This is a genomic window from Pseudonocardia oceanicola, from assembly GCF_047200735.1.
Classification (GTDB): domain Bacteria; phylum Actinomycetota; class Actinomycetes; order Mycobacteriales; family Pseudonocardiaceae; genus Pseudonocardia.
The window spans coordinates 34,414-60,927 of sequence record NZ_JBJZON010000019.1 but is presented as its reverse complement, the minus strand read 5'-3'; the positions used below and the strand labels follow the sequence as shown (position 1 = coordinate 60,927).

Annotated in this window: 24 protein-coding genes; 7 read left to right on the top strand and 17 right to left on the bottom strand. The window is 72.8% G+C overall.

Annotation, left to right across the window (positions count from 1 at the left end; translation table 11 throughout):
* Window positions 1–8: 8 nt before the first annotated feature.
* The 3 genes from ACL02T_RS24015 to ACL02T_RS24005 form a co-directional block, all read right to left on the bottom strand.
* Window positions 9–968: an acyl-CoA dehydrogenase family protein gene (locus ACL02T_RS24015; RefSeq protein WP_412833015.1), complete on the bottom strand. Its 960-nt coding sequence runs from the start codon at window positions 966–968 to the stop codon at window positions 9–11.
* 49 nt (window positions 969–1,017) lie between these two features.
* Window positions 1,018–2,172 (bottom strand): acyl-CoA dehydrogenase family protein, encoded by a 1,155-nt coding sequence (locus ACL02T_RS24010; RefSeq protein ID WP_412833014.1) that lies wholly within the window; start codon window positions 2,170–2,172, stop codon window positions 1,018–1,020.
* A gap of 73 nt (window positions 2,173–2,245) precedes the next feature.
* Window positions 2,246–3,088 (bottom strand): mycofactocin-coupled SDR family oxidoreductase, encoded by an 843-nt coding sequence (locus tag ACL02T_RS24005; RefSeq protein WP_412833013.1) that lies wholly within the window; start codon window positions 3,086–3,088, stop codon window positions 2,246–2,248.
* A 114-nt stretch (window positions 3,089–3,202) separates the two neighbouring features.
* Between ACL02T_RS24005 and ACL02T_RS24000 the strand changes: the two genes are divergently transcribed.
* Genes ACL02T_RS24000 through ACL02T_RS23990 form a run of 3 tightly spaced genes read left to right on the top strand, consistent with a single transcriptional unit; the run spans window position 3,203 to window position 6,476 of the window.
* Window positions 3,203–4,162 (top strand): PDR/VanB family oxidoreductase, encoded by a 960-nt coding sequence (locus ACL02T_RS24000; protein ID WP_412833012.1) that lies wholly within the window; start codon window positions 3,203–3,205, stop codon window positions 4,160–4,162.
* Window positions 4,163–4,203: 41 nt separating this feature from the next.
* Window positions 4,204–4,977: a crotonase/enoyl-CoA hydratase family protein gene (locus tag ACL02T_RS23995; RefSeq protein ID WP_412833011.1), complete on the top strand. Its 774-nt coding sequence runs from the start codon at window positions 4,204–4,206 to the stop codon at window positions 4,975–4,977.
* Window positions 4,974–6,476: a TLP1 C-terminal extension domain-containing protein gene (locus ACL02T_RS23990; RefSeq protein ID WP_412833010.1), complete on the top strand. Its 1,503-nt coding sequence runs from the start codon at window positions 4,974–4,976 to the stop codon at window positions 6,474–6,476. The genes ACL02T_RS23995 and ACL02T_RS23990 overlap by 4 nt, the downstream gene beginning before the upstream one ends.
* A gap of 70 nt (window positions 6,477–6,546) precedes the next feature.
* Here the strand turns inward: ACL02T_RS23990 and ACL02T_RS23985 are convergent, their stop codons facing one another.
* The 14 genes from ACL02T_RS23985 to ACL02T_RS23920 form a co-directional block, all read right to left on the bottom strand.
* Window positions 6,547–7,770, bottom strand: a complete 1,224-nt coding sequence (locus tag ACL02T_RS23985) for a cytochrome P450 (protein WP_412833009.1) — start codon at window positions 7,768–7,770, stop codon at window positions 6,547–6,549.
* Entirely contained in the window at window positions 7,767–10,004 is a 2,238-nt protein-coding gene (locus tag ACL02T_RS23980; protein ID WP_412833008.1) for a CoA transferase, read from the bottom strand. The genes ACL02T_RS23985 and ACL02T_RS23980 overlap by 4 nt, the downstream gene beginning before the upstream one ends.
* Window positions 10,001–11,641 (bottom strand): AMP-binding protein, encoded by a 1,641-nt coding sequence (locus ACL02T_RS23975; RefSeq protein ID WP_412833007.1) that lies wholly within the window; start codon window positions 11,639–11,641, stop codon window positions 10,001–10,003. The genes ACL02T_RS23980 and ACL02T_RS23975 overlap by 4 nt, the downstream gene beginning before the upstream one ends.
* Before the next feature lie 50 nt (window positions 11,642–11,691).
* Window positions 11,692–12,918, bottom strand: a complete 1,227-nt coding sequence (locus ACL02T_RS23970) for a cytochrome P450 (protein WP_412833006.1) — start codon at window positions 12,916–12,918, stop codon at window positions 11,692–11,694.
* Between the two features lie 40 nt (window positions 12,919–12,958).
* Window positions 12,959–13,846 (bottom strand): SDR family NAD(P)-dependent oxidoreductase, encoded by an 888-nt coding sequence (locus ACL02T_RS23965; RefSeq protein WP_412833005.1) that lies wholly within the window; start codon window positions 13,844–13,846, stop codon window positions 12,959–12,961.
* A gap of 168 nt (window positions 13,847–14,014) precedes the next feature.
* Window positions 14,015–14,314, bottom strand: coding sequence for a hypothetical protein (locus ACL02T_RS23960; RefSeq protein WP_412833004.1), 300 nt, complete (start codon window positions 14,312–14,314; stop codon window positions 14,015–14,017).
* Between the two features lie 19 nt (window positions 14,315–14,333).
* Window positions 14,334–15,791: an aldehyde dehydrogenase family protein gene (locus tag ACL02T_RS23955; RefSeq protein WP_412833003.1), complete on the bottom strand. Its 1,458-nt coding sequence runs from the start codon at window positions 15,789–15,791 to the stop codon at window positions 14,334–14,336.
* A gap of 34 nt (window positions 15,792–15,825) precedes the next feature.
* A complete protein-coding gene (locus tag ACL02T_RS23950; protein ID WP_412833002.1) occupies window positions 15,826–16,983 on the bottom strand; it encodes a thiolase C-terminal domain-containing protein in 1,158 nt (385 codons plus the stop codon).
* A complete protein-coding gene (locus tag ACL02T_RS23945; protein WP_412833001.1) occupies window positions 16,980–17,417 on the bottom strand; it encodes a Zn-ribbon domain-containing OB-fold protein in 438 nt (145 codons plus the stop codon). The genes ACL02T_RS23950 and ACL02T_RS23945 overlap by 4 nt, the downstream gene beginning before the upstream one ends.
* Window positions 17,418–17,567: 150 nt before the next feature.
* Window positions 17,568–18,800 carry a Vgb family protein gene (locus tag ACL02T_RS23940; protein WP_412833000.1) on the bottom strand — a complete coding sequence of 411 codons (1,233 nt, stop codon included), beginning with the start codon at window positions 18,798–18,800 and terminating at the stop codon, window positions 17,568–17,570.
* 182 nt (window positions 18,801–18,982) lie between these two features.
* On the bottom strand, window positions 18,983–19,555 hold the full coding sequence (locus ACL02T_RS23935) for an MFS transporter (protein ID WP_412832999.1): 573 nt from the start codon (window positions 19,553–19,555) through the stop codon (window positions 18,983–18,985).
* On the bottom strand, window positions 19,470–19,919 hold the full coding sequence (locus ACL02T_RS23930; RefSeq protein ID WP_412832998.1) for an MFS transporter: 450 nt from the start codon (window positions 19,917–19,919) through the stop codon (window positions 19,470–19,472). Before ACL02T_RS23930 ends, ACL02T_RS23935 begins: the two co-directional genes overlap by 86 nt.
* A gap of 148 nt (window positions 19,920–20,067) precedes the next feature.
* A complete protein-coding gene (locus tag ACL02T_RS23925; protein ID WP_412832997.1) occupies window positions 20,068–21,015 on the bottom strand; it encodes a D-2-hydroxyacid dehydrogenase family protein in 948 nt (315 codons plus the stop codon).
* A gap of 46 nt (window positions 21,016–21,061) precedes the next feature.
* Window positions 21,062–22,219, bottom strand: coding sequence for an acetyl-CoA C-acyltransferase (locus ACL02T_RS23920; protein WP_412832996.1), 1,158 nt, complete (start codon window positions 22,217–22,219; stop codon window positions 21,062–21,064).
* A gap of 250 nt (window positions 22,220–22,469) precedes the next feature.
* On the opposite strand from ACL02T_RS23920, the gene ACL02T_RS23915 reads away from it, so the two are divergent.
* The 4 genes from ACL02T_RS23915 to ACL02T_RS23900 are packed head-to-tail and all read left to right on the top strand — an operon-like array spanning window position 22,470 to window position 26,413.
* Complete coding sequence (locus ACL02T_RS23915) at window positions 22,470–23,360, top strand: alpha/beta hydrolase (RefSeq protein ID WP_412833090.1); 891 nt, start codon at window positions 22,470–22,472, stop codon at window positions 23,358–23,360.
* 52 nt (window positions 23,361–23,412) lie between these two features.
* Window positions 23,413–24,147 carry an enoyl-CoA hydratase-related protein gene (locus ACL02T_RS23910; RefSeq protein ID WP_412832995.1) on the top strand — a complete coding sequence of 245 codons (735 nt, stop codon included), beginning with the start codon at window positions 23,413–23,415 and terminating at the stop codon, window positions 24,145–24,147.
* The gene (locus ACL02T_RS23905) at window positions 24,144–25,295 is read left to right on the top strand and encodes an acyl-CoA dehydrogenase family protein (RefSeq protein ID WP_412832994.1); all 1,152 of its coding nucleotides are present in this window, start codon (window positions 24,144–24,146) and stop codon (window positions 25,293–25,295) included. Before ACL02T_RS23910 ends, ACL02T_RS23905 begins: the two co-directional genes overlap by 4 nt.
* Window positions 25,292–26,413 (top strand): acyl-CoA dehydrogenase family protein, encoded by a 1,122-nt coding sequence (locus ACL02T_RS23900; protein WP_412832993.1) that lies wholly within the window; start codon window positions 25,292–25,294, stop codon window positions 26,411–26,413. Before ACL02T_RS23905 ends, ACL02T_RS23900 begins: the two co-directional genes overlap by 4 nt.
* Window positions 26,414–26,514 lie beyond the last annotated feature (101 nt).

The following is a 26,514-nucleotide window of genomic DNA, read 5'->3' as shown; positions in this document are numbered from 1 at the left end:
AGGGGTGATCAGAACAGCGCGTGGTCCCCGGCCCCGACGAGGCCCTCGCCGTACAGGCCGGCGAAGGGCACGGTGGCCATGCCGTCGAGCAGCCGCTTGCGGGTGGGCGAGAGCCCCCACGGCAGCCGGCGGATCGCCTGGCTGTGCCGGGAGAGCCAGCTGAGGTCGACCTCGTCGCAAAAGCCCATGGCGCCGTGCATCTGGTGGGCGGTGCGGAACACGGTCTCGGCCGTCTCCAGCGCCGACACCCGGCAGGCGAGCACGTCGACGGCCGCGCCGGGCTGTCCGCTCAGCACCGACCACAACGTGTACTTGGCCAGCTCCTGGAAGCCCTGCAGCGTCGTGGTGGTGTCCGCCAGCCGGAACTGCAGCGCCTGGAAGGAGGCGATCGGCTGGTCGAACTGCTTGCGGTCCAGCATGTGCTGCCGGGTCTTGTCGAGCGCCGACTCGAGCATGCCGAGCAGCGTCCAGCAGGGCAGCAACAGGGCCAGCGGCGCGGAGTCGTCGGACTCCCAGGTCCCGAGCTCGACCTCGCTGACCAGCGGGCCCAGCTTGGTGCCCAGCACCGGGCCGGCCGAGACGACGGGGGCGCGGCGGGCGCGGCCGTCGGAGACGACCCAGTTCAGCTCGGGCGCCAGGCCGATCAGGTTGACCCGGGCGACCGGTCCGGTCGCCACGGCGACGGCGTCGAACCCGGCGTCGGGATCGGCGGCCAACCGCTCGGCCACCGGATACGGCAGGGCGACGCGTCCGGCCGACCGGCACGCGGCCGCGGCGGCCTCGCCGTCCTCCGCCGACTCGCGGGGCCGCAGGTCCCACAGGCCCAGCCGGTCGAGGATCGTCGCGACCTCGTCGATGCCGGTGCCGGCCTCGGCGGCCCGGGCGAGGTCGGCGCCGCCGGCCTTGGCCAGCGCGGTGTCCATGACGCGCCCGAGCTCCAGGGCGTCGTCGGTGAGCTCCGTCTTCATCGCAGCGTCCTCCCCGCTCGGTGCTGTCCGTTCGCTCCGCACGCTCCGCTCACGTCGTCCTCAGCAGCGACCGGGAGAGCAGCAGCCGCTGCACCTCGATGCTCCCGGACGCCACGGTCGCGGCCTGCGCGTAGCGCCAGTGGTCGTCGACGGCGCGGGCGAACAGGTCGGAACGGTCCGCCGCCCCCACCGCCCGCTCCTCGAGCATGTCCATCAGGACCTCGGCGACCTCCTGGTCGGTCTGTGTCACCGCGATCCGGTACGACGCGGTGTCCGCCGGGTCCACCGCGCCCGCCTCGATCTTCTCGACGACGCGGTAGGCCAGCAGCCGCGCCTGGCGGACGTGGATCAGCGCGGTCGCCCAGCGCTCCTTGAGCTCCTCGGGCAGGGTTTCCCAGCGGTCGCCCAGCGCGGCGGGCGCCATGTTGAGCAGCCGGTCGCAACGGGCGTAGCGGGCGATGCCGACCCGCTCGAAGGCCAGCGCCTCGCGCACGATCGACCAGCCGGCGTCGACCTCGCCGAGGACGTCCGCCTCGGTGACCGGCACGCCCTCGAAGAACACCTCGTTGAGGTGGTGCGGGCCGACCATCGCCTCGATCGGGACGACCTTGATCCCGGGGCGGTCCATCGGCACCAGGAACACGGTGATGCCCTTGTGCTTCGGAGCGTCCCGGTTGGTGCGGGCGAGCAGGAAGCACCAGTCGGCCATCGTGGCGTAGGACGTCCAGACCTTCTGCCCCTCGATGCGCCAGCCGCCGCCCTCCTGCGGGACCGCGGCGGTCCGCAGCGACGCGAGGTCCGAGCCCGCCTCGGGCTCGGAGAAGCCCTGGCACCAGATGACCGTGCCCGCGCCGATCCGGCCGAGGTGCTCGCGCTTCTGCTCGTCCGTGCCGAACCGCATGATCGCCGGCCCGACCCAGTTGACGCCCATGTACTGCGCGCCGCGGGGCTCGAAGTGGCCCCACATCTCCTCGCGCATCACGGCCTGCTCCCACTGCGAGGAGGCCGAGCCGCCGTACTCCACCGGCCACGCCGGGGTGAGCTGCCCCTTCTCCGCCAGCAGGCGGCAGAACGCCTGGGCCGTCTCGAGGTCCTTCGGGTCGCGGGTGAACGCGCCCAGGAAGGTCTGCGGCACGTGCTCGCGCACGAGGGTCCGCAGTTCCGCACGCAGCGCCGCGCTGCTCTCGGAGTCGGAGAACTCCACCGTCACACCTCCGTCGTCAGACCCCAGCAGCGTGACATGAACGAGTAATCTTTACAAGTATTACTGTCATTAGTCAGGCGATGACGAAGCCGTTGTCCACCGGAAGGGTCACGCCGGTGACTGCGCCGGAGCGCTCCGAGGCCAGCCACAACACGGCCTCCGACACGTCCTGCAACCCCACCCGCCCGCGATGCATGGCGTCGTTGAAGCCGCCCGCCACGCGGTGCCTGTTCGCCTCCACCCACGCACCCATGGCCGGGTTCTCGACCATCGGCGTGCCGACGGCGGTGGGGTGGATCGTGTTGACCCGGACACCGGCGGGACCGAGCTCGTTGGCCCACGCGCGCATCAGCCCGACGAGGCCGTGCTTGGCCGCCGTGTACGCGTCGGCCCGGACGTCGCCGCGCGAGGTGCCCTTCAGGCCGGACGTCGAACTGATGATGATCACCGAGCCGCCGCGGCCCCCGTCGACGAGCGCGTCCCGGGTCGCCTGCAGGGTGTTCCAGGCCCCGGTGAGGTTGATCGCGATGTAGTCGGCCCAGATCTCGTCGATCGTGGCCGCCTCGGTCTCCGGCAGACCCTGGGCCACACCGGCATTGGCGACGACGACGTCGAGCCGGCCGAACGTCGCCATCGCCTTCTCGACGGCCGCGACGAGCTCCTCGCGGTTCCGGACGTCGGCGCGCGCCGTCAGGCACCGGCCGCCGGCCTCCTCGACCAGCCGCGCGGTCTCGGCCAGGTCCTCCTCGGTCCCGAGGCCGTAGGGCACCGTCGGGACGGACGCGCAGATGTCCACCGCCACGATCACTGCGCCCTCGCGGGCGAGGGTCAGCGCGTGCGAGCGCCCCTGCCCGCGCGCGGCGCCGGTGATGAAGGCGACCCGGTCCTGCAGATCTCCCCGCCCGTTGTCCGCCATGACCACGCCTCCACACCTCAGCAAATACTGGTAAAGATTGTGCAGATGCTAGGATCGCGGTTCCGGCCCGTCAAATGACGTTGCCGCACCCCGCTCGCCGCCGAGGAGGAGTTCGTGCGCAGCACCCATGACGAGGTGGATGTCGACCTGGTCGTCGCCGAACGGGTCGACGCGGCCGACGGTGTCATCGTCCTCGATCTCCGCGCCGAGGACGGCACGGACCTCCCCGCGTGGGAGCCCGGCGCCCACATCGACCTGCAGCTGGCCCCGGACCTCTCGCGCCAGTACTCGTTGTGCGGCGACCCGGACCGCCACGACGTGTGGCGCATCGGTGTGCTGCTGGAGCCGGAGAGCCGCGGCGGATCCCGGTTCGTGCACGACAAGCTGCACGTCGGCGCCGAGGTGCGCGCCCGCGGTCCGCGCAACCACTTCGCCCTGGAGCCGGCTCCGCGCTACGTCTTCGTCGCCGGCGGCATCGGCGTCACGCCGATCGTGCCGATGATCGGGCAGGCGGAGCGCGCGGGCGCCGAGTGGACGCTGCTCTACGGCGGCCGAACGTTGTCGAGCATGGCCTTCCGCGAGGAGCTCGCGCTGCTCGGTGGGGGCCGCGTGACCGTGACCCCGCAGGACACCCACGGCCTGCTCGACCTCCCCGCGCTGCTCGCCGAGCCACGCGCCGACACGCTGGTCTACGTCTGCGGCCCGGAGCCGCTGCTCGACGCCGCCACGGCGCTGATGGACCCCTGGCCCACCGGGGCGCTGCACCTGGAGCGCTTCACGCCGAAGACCCTCGGGCCGGTCGAGGACGAGTCGTTCGAGGTCGAGCTCGTGCAGTCCGGGCTGACACTGACGGTGCCGCCGGACCGGTCGATCCTCGACGTCGTCACCGAGGCGGGCGTCGACGCGCCGTCGTCGTGCGGCGAGGGCACCTGCGGGACCTGTGAGACGGTCGTGGTCGAGGGCACGCCGGAGCACCGGGACTCGCTGTTGACGCCCGAGGAGCAGGCCGCCAACGAGACGATGATGATCTGCGTCTCCCGCGCGGCCTGCCCGCGGCTGGTCCTCGACATCTGACCGCCGCTCACCCGATTCACCGCACGAGTAGGAGGAAGCGCGTGGGAGTCCGATTCGAGCCCGAACCCGAGAACCACCTGGCGGTGATCACGATCGACCGCCCGGAGGCCCGCAACGCGGTCAACGCCGAGGTCGCGCAGGGGATCGAGGAGGCCGTCGACGCCATCGAGGCCGACGACCGCATCTGGGTCGGCATCCTCACCGGCGTCCCCCCGGTGTTCTCCGCCGGCGGCGACCTCAAGGAGATCGGCAAGGGCCGGGTCAAGACACTGCACACCAGGCGCGGCGGCTTCGCCGGGTTCGTCCGCCGCGAGCGGCGCAAGCCCTTCATCGCCGCCGTCGACGGTTACGCGCTGGCCGGCGGCACCGAGCTGGCGCTCGCGTGCGACCTCGTGGTCGCCTCGCGCGGCTCGACCTTCGGCATCCCGGAGGTCAAGCGGGCGGTCGTGGCCGGCGCCGGTGGGCTCTTCCGGCTCGGCCGCCGGATCCCCTTCGCCGTCGCGATGGAGTGGGCGCTGACCGGCGACGCCTATCCGGCCGAGCGGGCCGCCGAGCTCGGACTGGTCAACGAGCTGGCCGAGCCCGGCAAGGCCCTCGAGGCCGCACGCGCCCTCGCCGCCCGGATCACGGTGAACGCCCCGGTCGCGGTGCAGCTCTCCCGGCAGCTGATGATCGAGGCGACGCACCTGGTCGACGAGGACGAGGCGTGGGAGCGCAACCGCGCCGTGGTCCGCGCCGCGGGCGAGACGGAGGACTTCGCCGAGGGCATGAAGGCCTTCGTGGAGAAGCGCGCCCCGGTGTGGAGCGGTCGGTGAGCGGCGGCTCCGGCGGGCCGGTCGTCGTCATCGGCGTCGGGCAGCTCCGGAACAACCGCGAGAAGGACCCCGCGCAGGCGCTCGAACCGGTCGAGCTGATCCGGCGGGCGATCGGCGCGGCCGCCGACGACGCGGGGCTGCCCGAGGGCGCGCTCGGCGAGGTCGACGCCCTCGGCGTGGTCCAGGTCGTCTCCTGGAACTACGACGACGTCGGCGCGGCGGTCGCCGAGGCCGTCGGCGCGCGGCGGGCGAAGTCCTCGGTGTCGGAGGTGGGCGGGCACCAGCCCGTCGCAGTGCTCACCGAGTTCGCCCGGTCCGTCGCGACCGGCGAGGCGGAGCTGGCCGTGGTGTGCGGCGGCGAGGCGCAGTCCTCGGTGGAGCTGCTCGGCGCGGTGAAGGAGCCGGAGAAGGCCGAGCACTGGACCCACTCCCCCGGCGGCCCCGGCACGTTCACGCGGGCGACCGGCGGCACCGAGCGCATGTGGGACCTCGGGCTGGTCGGTCCGATCCGGATCTACCCGCTGTGGGAGAACCGGCTGCGCCACGACCTCGGGCAGAGCTTCGCCGAGTCACAGGCCTGGTCGGGCGAGATGTACTCGCGGTTCAGCGAGATCGCCGCCGGCAACGAGGCGGCGTGGAACACCGACGTGCTCACCGCGGAGCAGGTCGCCGGGGTGGGCCCGAAGAACCGGATGATCTGCTTCCCCTACCCGCTGCGGATGAACGCGCTCAACCGCGTCGACCAGGCGGCCGCGGTGATCCTGGCCAGCCCGGCCGCGGCCGACCGGCTCGGCGTCCCCGCGGACAAGCGGGTGTACCTGCGGGCCGCGGCGGTCGACGAGGACTGCGAGGACGTCCTGGAGCGCGAGTCCTACGGGCGCTCCCCCGGCCTGGAGCGCAGTCTCGACGCCGTCCTCGGGTCCGCCGACACCACGGCGGAGGCGCTCGACGTCGTCGACCTCTACAGCTGCTTCCCGATCGTGCCGAAGCTGGGAGCGCTGCACCTCGGGCTGGGCCGCGACCGGGACCTGTCCGCGACCGGGGGCCTGACCTCGTTCGGCGGGGCGCACAACAACTACTCCGCGCACGCCCTGGTCGCAGTCGTCCGGCGGCTGCGCGAGGGCGGCGGGACCGGGCTGGTCTACGCCAACGGCGAGTACCTCACCAAGCACGCGGCCGTGGTCCTGGACCGCGAGCCCGTCGAGGACTTCCGCTGGTCCACGGCCACGACCGACGAGCACGGCCCGGTCGCCGTCGACGACACCCTCACCGGCCCGCTGGAGATCGAGACCTTCACGGTGGAGTTCGACCGGGAGGGCAACCCCGCCCGCGGCTACGTCATCGGCCGCTCCCCGGCCGGGACACGGGCCGGGACACGGGTGTCCAGGTCGGACCAGGCCACCCTCGCCGCGCTCGTGGACCCCGAGTCCGACCCGATCGGCCGGACGGGCCGGGTCGTGGCCGAGGGCGAGCGTCGGCTGTTCACGCTGACGGACTGACCGCGGGCACGACGACGCGCCGCCGACCTCCCCGGGGTCGGCGGCGCGTGGTCGTTCCGGGAGCGGACCGTCAGGGGTGCGGGCGCACCGGGAGGGCGGAGAAGCCGTTGTTGACCCCGACCAGGCTGTAGCGGCGCACCCGGTCCGCGACGACCTCGTAGTCCGGGATCCGCCGCAGCACGGCCTCGACGGCGACCCGCAGCTCCATGTGGGCCAGCCAGATCCCGAGGCAGTAGTGCATGCCGACGCCGAAGGCGAGGTGCAGGCCGTCCTTGCGGCCGAGCTTCACCTCCTCGGCGCCCGGGAAGCGCTCCTCGTCCCGGTTCGCCGAGCAGATCAGCGCCGCGACCCGGTCGCCGGCCTTGACCCGCACGTCGCCGAAGTCCTGGTCGGTCACCGCCGTCCGGGCGACGAGCGGGGTGACGGCGGCGAGCCGGGTCAGCTCCTCCACCGCGTCGGGGATCTTCGCCGGGTCCTCGACCAGCTCGCGGCGCAGGTCGGGGTGCTCGGCCAGGTACAGCACGATGTTGTCCATCGACGCCGCCGTCGTCCGCACGCCGCCGAGCAGCATCGACAGTGCGAGGTCGATCACCTCGTCCTCGGTCAGCCCGGTCCTCGGGTCGACCATCGCGGTGATCAGGTCGTCGCGCGGCTCGGCCTTCCGGGCGCGGACCACCTGCCCGACGAGCTCGCGGACCTCGGCGAACTTGTCCGCGGTGCGGGCGGCAAGGGCGTCGCGGTTGCCGCCGGCCTCGGGGTCGATGGCGAAGGCGTCCTCGAGCATCAGCACGACCTTCTCGGGGTCACCGATCTCGCCGCTCGCCAGCCCGACGAACTCGCTGATGGTGGCCACGGTGAGCCGGAAGCTGAACTCCTGCGCGGCGTCGAACTCGGGCTTGTCGGCGAGCTCGTCGAGCAGCCGGTCCGCGGCCGCGCGGGCGATCGGCGCGACCTTCTGCTCGATGTTGCGCTTGGCGAACAGGGTGCGCAGCGGCTTGCGCAGGCGGTCGTGGGCCGGTCCGTCGAGGCTCCCCGGGATGATCGCGGGTGCGTGCGGGGCGGTCGGGATCAGCTTGCCGCCGTGCAGGCCGTCGGCGCTCTTCTCGACCGTGAAGTTCTCGGGGTCGGACAGGATGCGCCGGGCGTTCTCGTAGGTGGAGGCGACCCAGTAGCCGTCGTGCGCCTCGGTGAATCCCATCGGGCACGTGGCGCGCAGCTCGGCGAACTTCGCCGGCGCGTCCTGCCCGAACTCCGGGGTGTGGTGGTCGAACTCGATCGTCGGACGCTCGCTCATGCCCTTCCTCCCGACGTGACGGGCGCCGCCGCCGGGCGGACCACGCCGCCCTCTGCGAGGCCCTCGATCGCCGCGTCGTCGTAGCCCAGTTCCGCGAGCAGCTCGCGGGTGTGTTCGCCCAGGTCGGGCACGCTCTCACCGGCCGCGGCCGGGACGTCCCAGAAGCCGGCCACGAGGTCGAGCCGGCCGTAGCCACGGGTCTGCAGAGTGCGCGCGACCCCGAGATCGGCGTGCACCACCGAGTCCATGAAGGCGTCGAGGCGATCCTCTGCCACCCGGCAGCAGCGCACGCCGGCCGCCGCCAGGTCCGCCACTGCGTCGTCGACGGAACGGACGGCCAGCGCACGGGCCGGATCGGGACCGAGGTGCAGGCCGAACGCGTCGATCTGCCGATCGTCGGCCGCGTCGACCAGCACCCAGCCGTCCACGCAACGGTAGATCCGGTGCGCGGCGTCGAGCCCGGTTTGGTCGCTGTCGAGCACCGGTGCGGGGGTGACCGCCCCGTCGGCCACGGTCACGGCGACCTCGGACGCCGCGGTGATCCCCGCCGCCAGCAGGGACGTCCCGGTCTCCCCCGGCGTACCGGTCGTCTCGCGCTCGTAGAGGCCGAGCAGGGCGCCGAAGGCGGCGATCATGCCGGACTGCACGTCGAACACGGAGTTGCGCAGCCAGATCGGCGTGCGGCCCTCCCCCGCGTTGGCGTGCTCCCAGCCGGTCAACGCCTGCGCGGTCGGGTCGTAGCCCGGCAGCGGCGCCATCGGCCCGCGCGGACCGTAGGCACTGACGTGGCTGAACACGACGCCCGGGTTCACCGCGCGCAGGCCGGGGCCGTCGAGCCCGAGGCGGGCGGCCGGGCCGAGCCGCATGTTGTGCAGCACGACGTCGCTGGACCGGATCAGCCGGTCGAGGGCGTCCCGGGCGTCGGGCGCCTTGAGGTCGATCGCCAGTGACCGCTTGGCCCGGTGACAGCCGGCGAACTGGGTGAGCCCGCGCCCGCGGTCGCCGGCGAGCGGCTCCACCTTGACGACGTCGGCGCCGAGGTCGCCGAGGCACTGTGCGCCGAAGGGACCGGCGACGACGGACCCGAAGTCGAGCACCCGCAGGCCCGCGAGCGGCCGCGGGTCGGCCGGCGGGGCGGCCACCTCCTGAGGACGCCGGGTCCACCCCGCCAGCACCTCCGCGAGCGCGGTCGAGCCCGCAGCGGGGGCCGGGCCGGTGATCCGGCTCGGCGTGCTCGTCTCGATCGGCGGGCCGGCCTGCAACGCCCGCCCGACAACCGGGTCGTCGACCTCGGCGACGTAGCCGTTGACCCGCACCTGTTCGTCGGTGAAGCACTCGCCGAGCTCGCGGACGACGATGCACGGCACGTCCGCCTCGCCGAGCTCGTCGCGCCATTCGTCGCTGGTCCGGGTGCGGAAGACGCCGTCCCAGGTCTCCCAGTTCTCGGGGGTCACCCCGACCTCGGACAGGTCGACGAGATCGGCCAGCGCCAGGGCCTCCAGCACCGGCGGGGACTCGATCCACCCGCCCACCGCGCCGGCGAGCTGGACGTACCGGCCGTCGGCGCAGCCGAAGATGGACAAGGCGGCGTCGGGCCAGATCTTCGGCAGGGTGTGCTTGTCGAGGCCCGCGGGCAGCCGCTCCCAGCGTTGCCAGTACAAGGCCGCGGGAGCCAGTCCGCCCTGGAACACGCTGGTCCCGACGGGCAGCACCGCACCGGTCCGGGCCCGCTGCACCAACCGGGCCACGACGCCCGCGGCGGTCAGGTAGGCCGCGCTCCAGCTGGGGAACGGCAGCCGGATGTAGACCGGGCCGGGGCGGTTGCCCTGCTGCTCGTCGAAGAAGCCCTGCTCGGCCTGCACCATCGCGTCCGTCGCGGCGACGTCGGCGAGCGGGTGCCCGGCCGGGTAGCTCGGCACGGTCGCGACGATCAGGCCCGGGTACTTCCCCGCCAGGGTCTCCCGGTCGAGACCGCGGGCACGGGCGGCCCCGGCCGGGAGGTCGTGGACCAGCACGTCGGCTCGCGAGAGCAGCGGCTCGAGGCCGCCGACCACCGACCGCTTGCTCCGGTTCCAGGTCGCGAAAGCGACCGGCCGCGCCTCGCGATCGGGATCCCCGCCCGTCGGCTCGACCTTGACGACGTCGGCGCCCGCCTCGGCGAGCAGCCGGCAGGCGACGGGCCCGGCGATCCCCGAGGCCAGCTCGACGATCCGGACGCCCTCCAGCACGCTCATGCGCCGACCTTTGCCACCAGCGAGGCGAAGGTCTCCCCGGCCCAGGCGTAGTCCGCCTTGCCGTTGTCGTGGCGGCGGATCGCCGGCACGTACGCCACCGCCTTGGGGATCTTGTACCCGGCCAGCGCGTCGCCGCAGCGGGCGCGGATGGTGCCGCGGTCCAGCTCGGGACCCGTGGCCACCAGCAGCGCGACGACCTCCTGTCCCCACCGCTGGCTCGGCCGGCCGAACACGATCGCGTCGGCGATCTCGGGGAGGGCGCGCAGCACGCCCTCGACCTCCTCGCCGTAGATCTTCTCGCCGCCGGAGTTGATGACGGTGGCCTCGCGGCCGAGGAAGCGGATCTCGCCGGTGTCGTCGACGCTCGCGCGGTCGCCAGAGATGGACAGCCGGAGGCCCTCGACGACCTTGTACGTCGCCGCGGTGCGCACCTCGTCGTTCAGGTACCCGCGCGGCAGTTCGCCGGCGTTGGAGAGCCAGCCGATGCCCGGGTTCTCGGCGGAGAGCAGCCGGGCGTGGTCGTCGGACACGACGAAGGTCTGCGGCCCGGCCTTGAACGCCGGCTGGGCGCTGCTGGTCTGCATCGCCTGCGGCCCGGTCTCCGAGGAGCCCAGCGTGTTCACCAGCTTCAGACCCGGGAAGTAGGTGTCCAGCTCGGACCAGGCCGACGGGGACAGCGCGGCCCCACTGGAGAAGACATAGGACAACGGCGGCGGTTCGGCCCCGGCGCGCAGCGCCTGCACCAAAGGCTGTGCGAACGGGTCGCCGATGATCGCCATCCAGGTGACCTTCTCGCGCCGGCACAGCTCCAGCGCCCGCTCGGCGTCGAAGCTGTGGTCCTCGCTCAGCACGAGGGTGCCGCCGCGCGACCAGGCTCCGTAGGAGAACCAGGCGGCTGCGCCGTGCATCAGCGGCGGGGCGACGAAGGCCCGCAGCCACCCGCGACGGGGAGCATCGCGGGTGGCTGCCTCCAGCGACTCCACCGCGATCCCGCAGGGCCGGCCGGCGAGCTCGCGCAGTCGCCAGATCACGCCCTTCGGCATCCCGGTGGTGCCCCCGGTGTAGAGCACGTGCACGTCGTCCGGCGAGGGCACGACCGGCTCGGCCGGCGGCACTGCACCGGCCAGCACCTCCTCGTAGGCCCGCGCCCCCGCGGGCAGCGCCGCGCCGGAGCCGTCCTCGACGACCACCAGCACCGGTTGCAGGTCCGCGACCAGCGCGAGGGCCTGCTCCAGCACCGGGCCGAACTCGCGGTGCAGGACCATCGCGACCGGCCGGGCGTCGCGGAGCAGGTAGGCGAGCTCCTCGGCCTGGTACCGGTAGTTGACGTTGAAGGGGGCGCACCGGGCGCGGTAGCACCCGATGCTGCCCTCCAGGTACTCCGGGCTGTTGCGCAGCAACAGCCCGACGGTGTCGTTGGGCGACCGCCAGTCGCCGCTCACCCCGTCCCGGGGCCCGAACCCGCAGCCGGTGAGGAACCACCCGAGCCTCGTCGTCCGCTCGCGCACCTCGGCCCAGGTGAGCCGGCGCCCGCCCTGGACGACGCACTCCCGCTCCGGGACGCCGTCGGCGACGGCGTCCCACAGCTGCAGCAGGCCGAACGACCTGACCTCCTCGGTCGACGGTGACGGGCTCATGGGTTCCTCTCGACGTGCGGGTACTGCTCAGGCGCAGGGCGTCACGACCGTCAGGCCGCGTGCGGCTCGAACTCGATCCGCACGTCCTCGATCGCCCAGGTCAGCCCCAGGTGCTCCTTCGGGGTGCAGCCCTCCTGCAGCCGGAAGGACGGGATCCGCCGGTGCAGCTCCTCGAAGGCGATCCGCAGCTCCAGGCGGGCGAGGTGCACGCCGACGCAGCGGTGCGCGCCGAGGCTGAAGGACAGGTGCGGCTTCGCCTCCCGGGTGAAGTCCACCGTGTCCGGGTCCTGGTAGTACTTCGGGTCCCGGTTCGCCGCGGCGAGCGGGCAGAACACCCGCTCGCCCTCCGGCAGCTCGAGGTCCGCCACCTGCGCGGACGCCGCGGCGACGTTCCGCGTGGGCATGGCGGGCGAGGTCCAGCGCAGCAGCTCCTCGATCGCCGGGGCGAGCGCGTCGGGCGTCGCGAACATCGCCTCCCACTGCTCGGGGTGGCTGGCCAGGTAGGCCATGCTCTGCCCGATCACGCTCTGCACGGTGTCCAGGCCGGCCATCAGCAGCAGCACGAACAAATCGGAGAGGTCGCTGTCCGAGATCGGCTCGCCCTCGAGCCCCTGGTTGACGATCACGCTCGTGATGTCGTCCCGCGGGTTGGCCCGCCGGTCCTCCACGATGGCCTGGATGTAGGCGCGGGACTCCTCGCTGGCCTTGATCCGGGCCTGCATCGTCTCCTCCTCGGTGCCGCCGGGCACGCCGTGGAGGAAGATGTTGACCCAGTCGTTCATTCGCTCGGCGTCCTCGAGCGGCCAGCCCATGATGGACAGGAAGACCGTGCCCGGGAACGGGAAGGCGAACTGCGGCACCACATCGCACTTCCCCGTCGACACGAACCGGTCGATCAGGTCGTTCGCGACGCCGCGGATCTGCTCCTCCATGCCCTGCACCCGCTGCGGGGAGAACAACGGGTCGAGGAGCTTGCGGTACTTGCGGTGCACGTCGCCGTCGAGCTCGATCGGGATCTGCGCCTTCTGACCGAAGGCCACCTTCCCGTCCGGGATGTTCGGGAAGCTGACGAAGCCGCGGTTGTTGCGGCGCAGGACGCTCGAGATGTCGTCGTAGGTGGTGGCCACCCAGAACCCGCCCTCCTCCGAGAAGGACAGCGGGCACTTCTCGCGCAGCTCGGCGATCTCGTCCAGCTTCTGCTGGATGGTCCCGCCGGGGTAGACGGCGTAGTCGTGGCGGCGCTCCGCCTTGACCTCGTCCAGGGTCTTCTCGGTCATCGGTGACTCCGGTGGTGGTGGGGCGGGGTTCAGCCGTTGTTCAGCCGTTGAAGTTGCCCCTGCGGGCATTGTCGTTCAGGTTCTCCCGCCAGTTGTCGCCGAACGGGATGGCGACCTGGGCGAGGGTGCCGCCGTCCGTCGTCGGGATGGTGACGCCGGACATGTACAGCGACTCGTCCGACGCCAGGAACAGGGCCGGGTAGGCGCTGTCCAGGATGCGCGGCGCTCGGCTGATCTTGAGCGGGATCGGCGAGTGCTCCGGGATCCACTCGCCCGCCATCTCCTCGTGGGACTTCTCCAGCACGGGGGCGTCCGCGGGGAGGATGAAGTTGGCGGACATGCCGTGTGTGGGGGCGATCGCGTTGATCCGGATCCCGTAGCGGCCGATCTCCCAGGCCGCGCAGATCCGGACCAGCCCGTTGATGCCCGCCTTCGCCGACCCGTACTGCGGGAAGCCCGGGTAGCCGACCAGCGACGCGGCCGACGAGGTGCAGATGATCGAGCCGCCCTCGGGGCCGCCGGGGTTGTTCTTCATCGCCCGCACCGCGTGCTTGACGGCGAAGAAGACACCCTTCAGCACGACGTCGTGCGTCTCGTCCCACTCCGCCTCGCTGATGTCCTCGAAGGGGGTGAGCCCGAAGTCCTTGGCCGGGATGCCGGCGTTCGCGAACATCACGTCGAGCCGGCCGTAGGTGTCGACGGCCGCCTGCACCGCCGCCTCGACCTCCGCCTCGACGGTGACGTCCGCCTTCACGGCGATCGCCTCGTTGCCGTCGGAGAGCACCTGCTTGAGGGTCTCGTTCGCGCGCTCCTCGGAGATGTCCGTGATCACGACCTTCGCGCCCTCCTGCGCGAAGAGCCGCGAGGACACCCGCCCCAGCCCCGAGCCGGCGCCGGTGATCACCGCGACCTTGTTCGCCAAACGCATTGCTGCTCCTCCTGTGCCGCAGTTCCTTCTGGGCGGGCACCTGCCGCGTCCCGTCGGGGGTCGAAGCCGTCCGGAGGGCGGCCTCCCCTGTGCCGGCGGTCACGCCGGACCAAAGTCTCACATGACGTGTTTATCTTTGCAAGTATTACGGTGATGACGATCAGATCGTCAGTCCGACGACGGCAGGCTCTTCGCCTGCTTGATCTCCAGCACCTCGTCGCCCACCCGCAGTTGCCCCGCGCCGGCCTTGGTGCACAGCAGCTCCATGCCGGTCGCGGGGTGCACGTACCGCTTTCCCGTGAGCGACCCGGGGCCGTCTTCTCCGATCGGGTCGCCCGCGTCGACGGGCAACGGCGCCATCGGCACGTTGCCGCAGGTCAGGTCCACGTCGTCGGCGGGGGAGCGCACCACGATCACCTGCGTGGTGCATCCGCTGCTGCCCAGCCTCGCGCCGGTCGTCGGCCTCATCGCTCGTTTCCTTCCGCTCTCACAGGAGCACCTGCACGGTCTTGGCCGCCACGAACTCCCGGACGCCGCCGAGGCCGCCCTGGAGGCCGTAGCCGCTCTGCTTGCGGCCGCCGAACCCGATGTGCGGACCCGCCGGGGCCCCGCCGCCGTTGACGCCGACGTTGCCGGTGTCCAGGGCGCCGGCCACGCGCAGCGCCCGGCCGACGTCGGCGGTGAACACGTACCCGGCGAGGCCGTAGTCGCTGTCGTTGGCCAGCGCGACGGCCTCGTCCTCGTCCTCGAACGTCTGTACCCCGACGACGGGCCCGAAGACCTCCTCGCGGGCCAGCTCGACGGTGTTGTCCGGGAGTTCCACGACGGTCGGGTCGACGAAGTAGCCCTCGGCGAGCTCGCCCGCCGCCCGCTGCCCGCCCGCCCGGACGGTCCCGTAGGCCCGGGAGCGGTCGATCATCCCGACGATCCGGTCGACCGCGGCCTGATTGATCACCGGCCCCATCGAGACGCCCTCGGTGAACGGGTCGCCCTGCCGGACCCCGGCCAGGGCCGTGGTCAGTCGCTCGACGAACTCGTCGTGCACGGAGCGGTGGACCAGCAGCCGGGAGCCGAGCGTGCAGACCTGACCCGCGTTGGCGGTCAGGGTCAGGGCCGAGCTCACCGCGCGGTCGAGGTCGGCATCGGCGAACACCAGGCTCGCGGACTTGCCGCCGAGCTCGAACACGCACGGGGTCAGCCGCTCGGCGGCGGCCGCGGCGATGCGGCGGGCCGTGGCCGGGCTGCCGGTGAACGTGATCTTGTCGATGCCCGGGTGCGCCACGAGATGCGACGACGCGTCGACGCCCGCCGTGACGACGTTGAGCACGCCCGGCGGCAGCCCCGCCTCGAGCGCGAGCTCGGTGGTCCGGATCGCCCCGAAGGGGGCCAGCTCGGAGGGCTTGGCCACGACGGTGCACCCGGCGGCGAGAGGTGCGCCGATCGTCATGCCGTAGGCGCCTGTCGAGCCGTTCCAGGTGGCCAGCCCGGCGACGACGCCGACCGGCTCGATCGCGGTGTACTCGAAGACGCCGCGCCCGGTGAGCGGCACGGTGTCGCCGGCCAACCGGTCCGCCCAGCCGGCCGCCTCCTCGATCCAGTCGGCGCCGTAGTGCACGGAGAACGGGGTGTAGGCCCGCGGGCCGCCCATCTCCAGCGAGGCGATGGTGGCCAGCTCGTCGACGTGCTCGCGGATCAGCTCCGCGAAGCGGACGAGTACGCGGCGGCGGTCGACCGGGTTCCACGCCCGCCACGCGGGCAGGGCCTCGCGGGCGGCGGCCACGGCCGCGTCGATCTCGGCGGTGCCGGCCATCGGGATCGTGGCCTGCGCCTTCCCGGTAGCCGGGTTGACGTGCTCGTACGTGCCGCCGGACGCGCTGTCGAGCCGAGCGTCGCCGACCACCAGGTGGGTGGGCAGGACGGACGTGCGGTCGTCGGTGACGGTCATGCCGTACTCCTGTTCGGGGTGGGGCCGGACACGCTCAGCCCTGCTCGGTCGAGAAGAGGGCGACGCTGCTGAGCTCGGAGATCGGGCCGCCGGAGACCAGGCAGACCTTCGCCCCCGGGACGGGGTTGGGCGACTCCCCGCGCAGCTGGCGGACGGCCTCGACGGCGTTGCCCATCCCGTGGAGGAAGCCCTCGGCGAGGTCGCCGCCGCTGGTGTTGATCGGCAGCCGGCCCGAGGGGGCGATGAGGTTGTCGAAGGTGAGCACCTCACCGGCGGTCTCCGGGGTGCAGAAGCCGAGGTCGATCAGCGCGGAGACGGGCGGGCCGGTGAAGTTGACGTAGAGCTGCACGACGTCGACGTCCGCGGCGGTCAGCCCGGTGCGCTCCCAGACCCGGCGGGCGGGCGCGGCCTGCGACGACGCGTGGTACGGCTCGTGGTTCTCGTCCATCTCGCCCCACCGGCCCTGCGCCCCGTAGGCCGCGCCGAGCAGGTACACGGGCTTGTCGGTCAGGTGCCGGGCCCGCTCGGCCGAGGTGAAGATGATCGCCGCGGCGGCGTCGTTCTCCCGCGAGGAGTCGAACAGCCGGATCGGCTCGGCGATCAGCCGCGAAGAGTCGTAGGCCTCGTCGGTGAGCACCAGGTCCTTGCCGACGGCCCACGGCGTGCGGTTCGCGTGGTAGTAGCTGGCCTGCGCGACGGCCTTGAGCGCGCTCGCGGGCACGCCCTCGGCCTCGAGCAGCCGCTGGGTCCGCAGACCGAGCGCCTGGGCCGGGGCGTCGATGCCGTGGGCGCGGTAGGCGAGCCCGAACACGCCCTGGCTCACCGCGGAACTCAGCCGCCCGCTCGTCGACTCGGCGGTGGCCCGGTACACGACCACGGTCTCGGCCTGCCCGGACACGATGGCCGCCTCGGCCTGCGCGATCGCCCCGGCGCTGCCGCCGCCACCGCCGCCCCAGACCAGGCTGCTCCAGCGCAGCTCCTTCGTGCCGAGGGGCCCGGTCAGACGCGGCCCGTCCTGCAGGTCGGCGCCGTAGGAGACGAAGCCGTCGATGTCGGCGGTGTCGATCCCGGCCATGGCCGCGGCATCGTCGATCGCCCGGAGCAGCAGCTTGCGCTCGGGATCGGGCGACTTCCCGCGCTTGTGGTACGCCGTGCTGCCGTACCCGACGGCGGCGATCTGCGCCGGCTTCATGCCGCCACCTGCTCGGCGAGCGACCAGGTGAGCACGGGAAGGTCGGCGGTCCGGGGCGACGCCGGCCGGAACGAGCCGGCCAGCTGTGCGCCGATCCGGAGGCCCTCCTCGGTTCCGGTGAGCAGTCCCATGATCCGCGCGCCCCCGGCCTGCGGGAGCTCGACGAGCACGTTCACGTACGGCACGAGCTCGGCGTAGGCGGGCACGAACGACAGATGGGTGCGGATCCAGGAGTAGACGCGCCCGACCGGCTCGACCTGCTCCCACGTCATGTCGTAGCCGCCGCACGCCGGGCACCGCCAGTCGGCGGGCCAGCTCCACCGCCGGCATCCCGCGCAGCGCTGGATGCGGAGCTCCCCCGCGCCGAGACCCTCCCAGTAGGGATGGTCGACACGGTCGGAGAATGGATGCACCTCGTCGCGTTCGTTCGCCATCGTCTTCCTCGTCGATGCTTCAGGGCCGTGCTGTGCCATAAAAGTTTATAAAGCTTACACAGTCAAGGCCCCAGAACCTACAGAAGTAAGGCCCGGCCGCCCTCCTCGTGGGAGTCGGGCGACCGGGCCTCGGGGGAGTCCCCGCTCAGCTCAGCCGTGCAGCGGGTACGTGTTGGTGATGTCGACCGTGTTCGGGATGTCGAACCACGAGATCCGGTTGGTCGCGAAGCTGGCGAAGATCATCTTGCCGGGGACCGTGTTGTTCAGGTCGCACGGCATCGACACCGGGGACGGGGTGTCGATCTCGGCCAGGGTGTTCCTCTCGACGTCGAGCTGGCCGATCCGGCTGCCGCCGGTGAAGGTGCCCTCGACGAAGTAGATCTTGCCGTCGCTGCCGAAGCGCAGCTGCCCGGGCTGCGGGAGCGGGTTGCCGACCGACAGGCTGCCGCCGAGCAGGTCCTGCCGCATGGCGAGGAGGTCGTACTCCTTGATCTCGCCCGTCGCGGGGTCCAGCCGGCCGATCTTCGACGCCAGCGTCTCACCGAAGTACAGGTACTTGTCGTCCGGCGACACGGTCAGCCCGGCGGGAAAGGTCACGCCCGGGGTCGGGATGTCGAACTCCTGCCACTTCTTCGTGTCGACGTCGTAGAGCGCGACCTTGTTGGCGAAGCCCTCGGTGATGGCGACGGTGCCCCCGGGACCCTCCTCCATGGCGACCGGCCCGGCGAGCGGGGTCGGGATCGGGATGAGCTCCCACTGCTCGGACCTCGGGTCGAAGCTGCCGATCGAGTTGAGCCCGATCGCCGTGAAGTAGATCTTCCCGTCCTTCGCCCAGGTCGTGTCGAAGGAGACGCCCGGGCCGTTGTTGATCTCGACCGGCAGGGGCTTCGGCGGCACGCCGACGTTCAGCCAGGGGAACGCGTGCGTGGTGATCTCGTCGGTCTCGGGGTCGAACTCGCCGAGGGCGTTGCCCCCGACCTCGCCGAACCAGATGTGCCCGTCGGGGCCGCGGTTCTGCCCGCCGGGCAGGCCCGCCGGATTGGGCAGGGGGACGTCGCGCACCGCGCCGGTGTGCGGATCCACGACCCCCATGGCGTTGCCGACGAACTCGTCGGAGACGAGGTCGCCGTTGTTCGCGATCGCCACCTCGCAGGAGAAACCCGCGGGCGTCGGGAATGCCGGGAACTCGTGGATCGGCCCGGTGCCGGGCAGCGTGGCCGTACCCGACTTCATGCCGGGGGCGTCCGTCGCCCAGGGTTCGGCGGCCGCGGCGGCCGCCCCCTCGGATCCGGGGCGCGCGGCACCCGGCTCCGCGGCGGCCGGCCCGGCCACGAGCACCGCGCCCACCACGAGCGCGGCGCTCGTCGTCGCCGCGACCGCCACCCTGCGCCTCGTCCTTGAAGCCCGCATCAGCTCTTCGCTCTCCTCGGTCGACGTCCGGTCGTCAACTGGCGGACCGGCCCTCGGCCGTCGGGGCGAGAACCAATGATCACCAGTAATCTTTACAACGATGACGAGGCCGGCGGGATGCGCGGTTCACCCGAATCGGGGAGGAGGCCGGCTCGTCAGGCGGCGACCGGGCGGGCGCGCCTGCGCACGGCCTGCAGTCCGAGCCCGCCGATCGCAGACAGCGCGACCAGGAGCACGCTCAACGGCCAGGTGCCGACCCCGAGGTGCGCGAGCTGGACAGCGAGCAACGGCGTCGCGGCCGCGCCGATCATGTTCCCGGTCTCGCGAGCGAGCCCCATGCCGCTGTACCGGACGCCGGGATCGAACAGTTCGGTGACGAGCGTCCCCGCCACCGCGACGATCGCCGTGGCCGCGACGCCGTTGGCCAGGACCATCGCGATGAACAGCCCTGCCGGCCAGTCGCCCCGCACCAGGGCGAAGAACGGGAAGGCCAGGACGGCCGAGAAGGTCAGCCCGAACGCGATCACCGGCCGCAGGCCGATCCGGTCCGCCAGCGCGCCGAAGACCGGGGTGAGCACGGTGCCGGCAAGCTGCGCCGAGAGCAGGGCCGCGAAGGTGACCGTGCGGGACAGCCCGACCTGCTCACCACCCGCGTAGGACACGACGAACACGATGGAGAAGTAGCCGAACCCGGTCTGCGCGGTGACGATCGCGATGATCGCCAGCACCTCGCGGCGCCGGGGTGCGCAGGATCTCGCGGATCGGGGTCCCCACAGTGGCACCCGCCTCCTCGGCGCGGCGGTACTCGGGCGTCTCCGGCAGATGCCTGCGCAGCCAGATGCCGTAGCCGACCAGCACGACGCTCAGCAGGAACGGGATCCGCCAGCCCCAGTCGAGGAACTGCTCGGAGGTCGTCAGCGACGACACGGCGAGCAGCATCAGAGTGCCCAGCACCCCGCCGAGCGCCGCCCCCGTACCCGGCAGCGAGCCGAGCAGGCCGCGCCGTCCCGGCCTGGCGAACTCCACCGCCACGAGGGTCGCCCCGCCGAACTCGGCGCTCGCCCCGATCCCCTGCAGAACCCGCAGGGCCACGAGCAGCACCGGGGCGGCCGCGCCGAGAGTCGCCCCCTCGAACTGATCCCGCCGGTCCCGCTGCCGCGCCGGCCGACCGCGACCTGCTCCGGCTGCCCGGCACGGTGCGCGGCGCCGTGGCGGGCCGGACCCGACGGGGTGTAGGAGGCTATACCGTCATGACCCGGACCGGTGCTCCGGCGAGAAACGTCGCGATGTCCTCCACCGCGTCCTCGTAGAAGCGCCGGTAGCAGGCCTCGGCCACGAAGCCGACGTGCGGAGTGAGGACCGAGCGGGGCATCGTCCGCAGCGGGCTGTCGGCGGGCAGCGGCTCGACCGAGTACACGTCGACGGCCGCGCCCGCGATGCTCCCGGACTCCAGCGCCTCGACCAGCGCGGCCTCGTCGACCATCGGCCCGCGGGCGGTGTTGACCAGGAACGCGGTGGGCTTCATCAGCCCGAGCCGGCGCTTGTCGATGAGGCCGATGGTCTCCTCGTTGAGCCGCACGTGCAGCGTGACGACGTCGGCCTCCGCCATCAGCTCGTCGAGACCGACGTAGCGGGCCCCGTGCTCGGCTGCGCGCTCCGGCGTGAGGTTCGGACTCCAGGCGATGATCGTCATGCCGAACACCGCGGCGACCTGGGCGACCCGCGACCCGACGTGGCCCAGCCCGACGATCCCGATCGTCTTGCCGGCCAGGTCGATGCCGAGCGACGACTGCCAACGGCCGGCGCGGACGTTGGCGTCCTCCTCCGGGATGTGCCGGACCAGGGACAGGATCATCGCCCAGACGAACTCGGGCGTCGAGGTGGTGACCTCGCCCGTGCCGCACACGGTGATCCCGCGCTCGGCGGCGGCCTCGAGGTCGATCGCGGCGTTCCACGTCCCGGTCGAGGCGATCATCCGCAGCTTCGGCAGCTGCTCCAGCAGCTCGCGGGTGAACCAGGTGCGCTCCCGCATGGCGACCACGATCTCGAAGTCCCGCAGCCGCTCGACGCGCGCCTGAAGCGTCGGCAGGTACTCCTGCACGAAGACGATCTCGTCCACCGCGAGCTCGTCCCAGGCAGCCAGGCTGTGCGCGATCCCCTGGTAGTCGTCCAGCACTGCGACTCTCATCGTGTCCGTCCTGTTCCTCGCTCGATGCGGGTCGCGGCCCGCGGAGTCAGATCCGCTCCAGCAGCGTGCCGGTTCCCAGGCCGCCGCCACAGCACATGGTGACGAGCGCGCGGTCACCGCCGGTCCGCGCGAGCTCGTGCACGGCCTTGGTGAGCAGGATGGCACCGGTCGCGCCGAGCGGATGGCCCAGCGCGATGGCCCCGCCGTTCGGGTTGACCCGGTCGGGATCCGGCTTCAGCTCGCGCTGCCAGGCCAGGACCACCGACGCGAAGGCCTCGTTGACCTCGAACACGTCGACGTCGTCGATCGTGAGGGAGGCGCGCTCCAGCAGGGCCCACGTCGCCGGGATGGGGCCGGTCAGCATCAGCACCGGATCGGACCCGACGGTCACGGAGTCGACCAGGCGGGCCACGGGCGCGGCTCCCGTCCGCTCGACCTCAGCCGCGGACATCAGCAGGAGCGCGGCGGCGCCGTCGCTGACCTGGGACGCGGTGCCGGCCGTGTGCACGCCGTCCGGCTCGGCGGCGCGGACCGGCTTCAGGCCGCCGAGCACGGCGGCCGAGGTCTCGCGCAGGCCCTCGTCCGGGCCGGTGATCCCGTCGAGGACGGGGACGACCTGGCCATCGAACCGCCCGGCCGCCCACGCCCGGGCGGCGAGGGCCTGCGAGCGGGCACCGAACTCGTCGAGCTCGGAGCGGTCGATCTGCCAGGTCGCGGCGATCCGGTCGGCCCCGTCGAACTGGGTGGTCGGCTGATAGAGCTCCGCGTAGCGCCCCTCGCGGGGCTTGCCGAGGGACGGCGAGGTCGGGATGTTCGCGCCCAGCGGGATCGCGCTCATGCACTCGACCCCGCACGCGACGGCCGACTCCACCATCCCGGACGCCACCATCGCGTGCGCGGTGGTCGTCGCCTGCTGCGAGGACCCGCACTGCACATTGACCGTCGAGGCGGGCACCTCCAACGGGAGGCCCGCGGTGAGCCAGGCCTGCCGGGTGACGTTCGACGCCTGCGCCCCGATCTGCCCCACGCAGCCGCCCACGACCTGACCGACCGAGGCCGGGTCGACCCCGGTGCGGGCGAACAGGGCCGAGAGCGGGACGGCGAGCAACTCATTCGGATGGATCGCCGAGAGCTTCCCGCCACGGCGCCCGACGGCGGTCCGGACGGCGTCGACGACGAACACGTCCCTGGCCAGGGTGGTCACGACGAGACTCCTACTTTCTGCACTCTTCGCGATCCCCGTCGGCCGCCAGCACAGCGCCCCGTCGAAGGCCGCATCACTGTGAAGCAAGCGCTCCATCCGAACAGTAGGGGCGCTACTCGAGCTTGTCAATCTGGGCACGTCGTGCAGTACTCTTGCCAGACATTGACCCCCGGCGCATCCTGGCCGTCTTGGTCATACTTGAAGGGGTCGCTCGCTCCAGTGTGGCCCTCCGGCCCGGCCACAGGAGGCCCTGCTGAACGAGGAACGGATCAGCCCCAACGCACGCGGTGTCCTCCGGGCGCTGGCCCGGCACCGGCCGGACCCGGCCTGGACCTTCGCCGAGCACCGCGAGCGGTTCGAGCAGGCGGCCGCCGGCCGCCCGCTCGCCGAGGGCGTCACGGTCACGCCCTGGCCCGCCGGGGGCGGGCGCGCCGAGTCGCTGGTACCCGCCGGCCAGCAGGGCTCCGAGTGCATCCTGTACCTGCACGGCGGCGGGTTCGTGATGGGCTCCCTCACCACCACGCGACCGCTGGCCGCTCAGCTGGCGCTGGTCACCGGCCGCCGGGTGGTGTCGGTGGACTACTCGCTCGCACCCGAGGCCACCTACCCGACACAGCTCGACGAGATCGTCGCCGCGTACACCGCGCTGCGCGCCGAGGGCCCGGCCGAGGTCGTCCTCGCCGGGGACTCCGCGGGGGCCGCGCTCGCCGTCACGACCGCGGTGCGACTGCGCGACACGGGCCTCCCCCTCCCCTGCCGGCTGGTCCTGCTCTCCCCGCTGCTCGATCTCACGCTCGGGTCCGCGACCCTCGACGAGTACGCCGAGTACGACCCGCAGGGCCCGCGCTGGCTGCTCGACCGGATGTGCACCGCCTACCTCGGCACGGTCCCCCGCGACGATCCGCACGCCTCCCCGCTGCACGCGGACCTGCGCAGGCTCCCGCCGACGCTCGTGCAGACCGGCGAGCTGGAGGGCCTGCGCGACGACGCGGACCGCTTCGCCGTCGCAGCGACGGCGGCGGGCGTCCGGTGCGAGCTCACGACGTGGCCCGGCCTGTTCCACGTCTGGCACCAGTTCGCCCCGCGCCTCCCCGAGGCGCGGGACGCCCTCGAGACCGTCGGGAAGTGGCTCGGCCGTTGACCCCACCGGACGGCCGGCCCCGGCCGTCCCCCACCAGGAGAAGGGACCTCCCGTGCTGGTCGAGACCCTGTGCACCACCGAGCAGGTGGCCGTCGTGACCCTCGCCGATCCCGGGCACCGCAACGCCATCTCCCTCGAGCTGGCCGACGAGCTGGACGGCGTGCTGTGCGAGCTCGACGCCGATCCCGACGTGCGGGCGATCGTCCTCACCGGACGAGGTCCGGCGTTCTGCGCCGGGGCCGACCGGGCGGCGCTGAGCCGGGCCGACGAGGCCATCCTGCGGCGGATCTACCGGCCGTTCCTCACCGTGCGCTCGACGAGCGTGCCGACCGTCGCCGCGGTCAACGGCCCGGCCGTCGGCGCCGGGCTCAACCTGGCGCTCGCCTGCGACGTCCGGATCGCCGGCACCTCGGCGCTGTTCGACGCGCGGTTCATGTCGATCCCCATCCACCCCGGCGGCGGACACACCCGGATGCTGCGGGAGATCGTCGGGCCGCAGGCGGCGGCCGCGATGACCGTGTTCAACCATCCGGTCGACGGCCCACGGGCCGCCGCGATCGGGCTCGCCTGGACCTGCGTGGCCGACGCCGAGCTGCTCGACGCCGCCCTCGGCTTCTGCGGCCGCATCACGGCGACACCGCCGTCGCTGCTGCGGACCGTGACCGAGACCTTCGAGGCGACGGCCGGGCTGACGACGCACGAGGACGCGTGCGAGTACGAGCTGGTCCACCAGCTGGCGACGGTGGGCCTGCGGGCGCGGCTCCAGGCGTCGGGCGGTGTGTCGTGAGCGTGTCCGGGCTGCTGTCGACCTTCCGGACGGACCTGCCGGCGGAGCCACCGGAGGTCGCCGCCGAGCGCGCCCGGGTCCGCGACTTCCTCCGCACCGAGGCCGCCGGCACCATGCAGGTCACCTGCGACAGCTGGCTGGCCGGCTTCGACCCGGGGTTCTCGCGCGAGATCGGGAGCCGGGGCTGGATCGGGATGACCTGGCCGGTCGAGTACGGCGGCCGTGCGCTGACGACCGCCCGCCGCTACGCCGTGATCGAGGAGCTGATAGCGGCCGGCGCCCCGGTGGCGGCGCACTGGTTCGCCGACCGTCAGGTCGGCCCGGGCCTGCTGCGCAACGGCACCCCGGAGCAGCGCGCCCGCTTCCTGCCGGCGATGGCCCGCGGGGAGCTGTTCTTCTCGATCGGGATGAGCGAGCCCGAGGCGGGTTCCGACCTGGGTGCGGTCCGGACCCGCGCGGTCCCGGTCGGCGACGGCTGGACGGTGACCGGTTCCAAGATCTGGACCAGCCACGCCCATCGGGCGCACTACATCCTGGCCCTGGTCCGCACCGGCCCGCCGGGCAAGCCGGCCGGCGCGCTCACCCAGATGATCATCGATCTCCGGGCGCCCGGGGTGACGGTCCGGCCGATCACCTCGCTCTCCGGCAGCAGCAAGTTCTGCGAGGTGTTCTTCGACGACGTGGCCGTGCCGGCGGAGGACGTGCTCGGCACGGTCGGCGACGGCTGGCGGCAGGTCCGCCACGAGCTCGCGTTCGAGCGCAGCGGGCCGGAGCGCTTCCTCTCGACCTTCCCGATGCTCACCCTGGCCGCGCGCGAGCACGCCGCCGACCGGCCGCCGCCCGTGGAACTCGGCGAGATCGTCGCCCGGCTGTCGGTGCTGCGGGCCATGTCCGGCCGCGTCAACCAGCAGCTCGGCGCGCCGAACCCGCCGGCGGTCGCCGCCGCGGTGGTCAAGGACCTCGGCACCAGGCTGGAGGTGGAGACCGCCGAATGGGCCCGGGACTGGCTCGCCGAGCAGCGCCCCGCCTCGCCCGAGCTGCGCCGGCTCCTCGACGAGGCCCAGTTGCAGTCCCCCGGCTTCACCCTCCGCGGCGGGGCGAGCGAGGTCATGCGCGACCTCATCGCCCGCGATCTGGAGACGACATGAGTGACCTCGACGTCCTCCTCGACCAGCTCCTGGGCCGCGACACCGGGAACGCCGGCACCGGTGTCGACGGCGCCGCCTGGGGCCGTCTCGACGACGCCGGCCTGACCCGGGTGAACATCGCGTCCGAGCTCGGCGGTTCGGACGGCGACCTGCGCGACGCCGCGACGATCGTCACGCGCGCGGCCGAGGCGGGCGTGAGCGGACCGCTGCCCGAGGCCGTCGTCACGGTGGCGCGGCTCGCCGCGCTGTCCGGACTTCCCGTGGGCCCCGGCCTGGTCACCACCGGCCGGGCCGCCGACGCGGTCGCCACGACCGGATCGGGCGCGGCCCGGCTCACCACGACCGTCCGGGACGTGCCGTGGGCCGAGGCCGCGCGCTCGCTCTGGCTCACGGCCCCGACGACGAGCGGGGCGACGCTGCTCGCCGTGCTCGACCGCGGGGAGTGGACCGCAAAGGCCGGACACAACCTCGCGGGCGAGAGCCGCGACGAGGTGCTGGTGGACGTGGAGCTGCGCCGGGACCGGACGGCCGAGCTCGACCCGGGCATCGGACAGGAGATCGCGCTGCTCGAGGCGTTCTCGCGCAGCGGCCAGCTGCTGGGCGCGGCCCGCGGCTGCCTGGCGCTGGCAGTGGAGCACACGGGGGTCCGCAACCAGTTCGGCAGGCCGCTGAGCTCGCGGCAGGCCGTCCGACACCAGCTCGCCCTGATGGCGGGGGAGGTCGCGGCGGCGGAGACCGCGGTGGCCGAGGCCACGGAGGTGCTCGTCGGAGGCGACCCCGCCGCCACGATCCTGGCGGTCGCGGCAGCGAAGATCCAGGGAAACCGGGTCGCCGGGGTGGTCGCGCGCGGAGCGCACCAGCTCCACGGTGCGGTCGGGACCACAGCCGAGCATCCCCTGCACCACCTGACGACCCGGCTGTGGTCCTGGTGCACGGAGGGCGGCACCACCCGGCGATGGGCCGCCGCGGTCGCCGAGCTGCTCGCCGCGACGCGCGGGGCCGATCTGTGGGCGTTCCTCACCGATTCCGCGAACCCCGATCAGCGCCGATGTTCTGGTGCGTTCGCACCAATCTACTCCCGGAGCAGGCCTGCACAGTCTCCAGATATGCGCCTCTGAGCTGCTCATATACGTCTGACCATTGCGGTAGCGACAGCGCATCAGGTAGACAGTTCTCTGTAGCGACCGCTCCGCTAGACAGCGGTCGCCGAGGGAGCCCG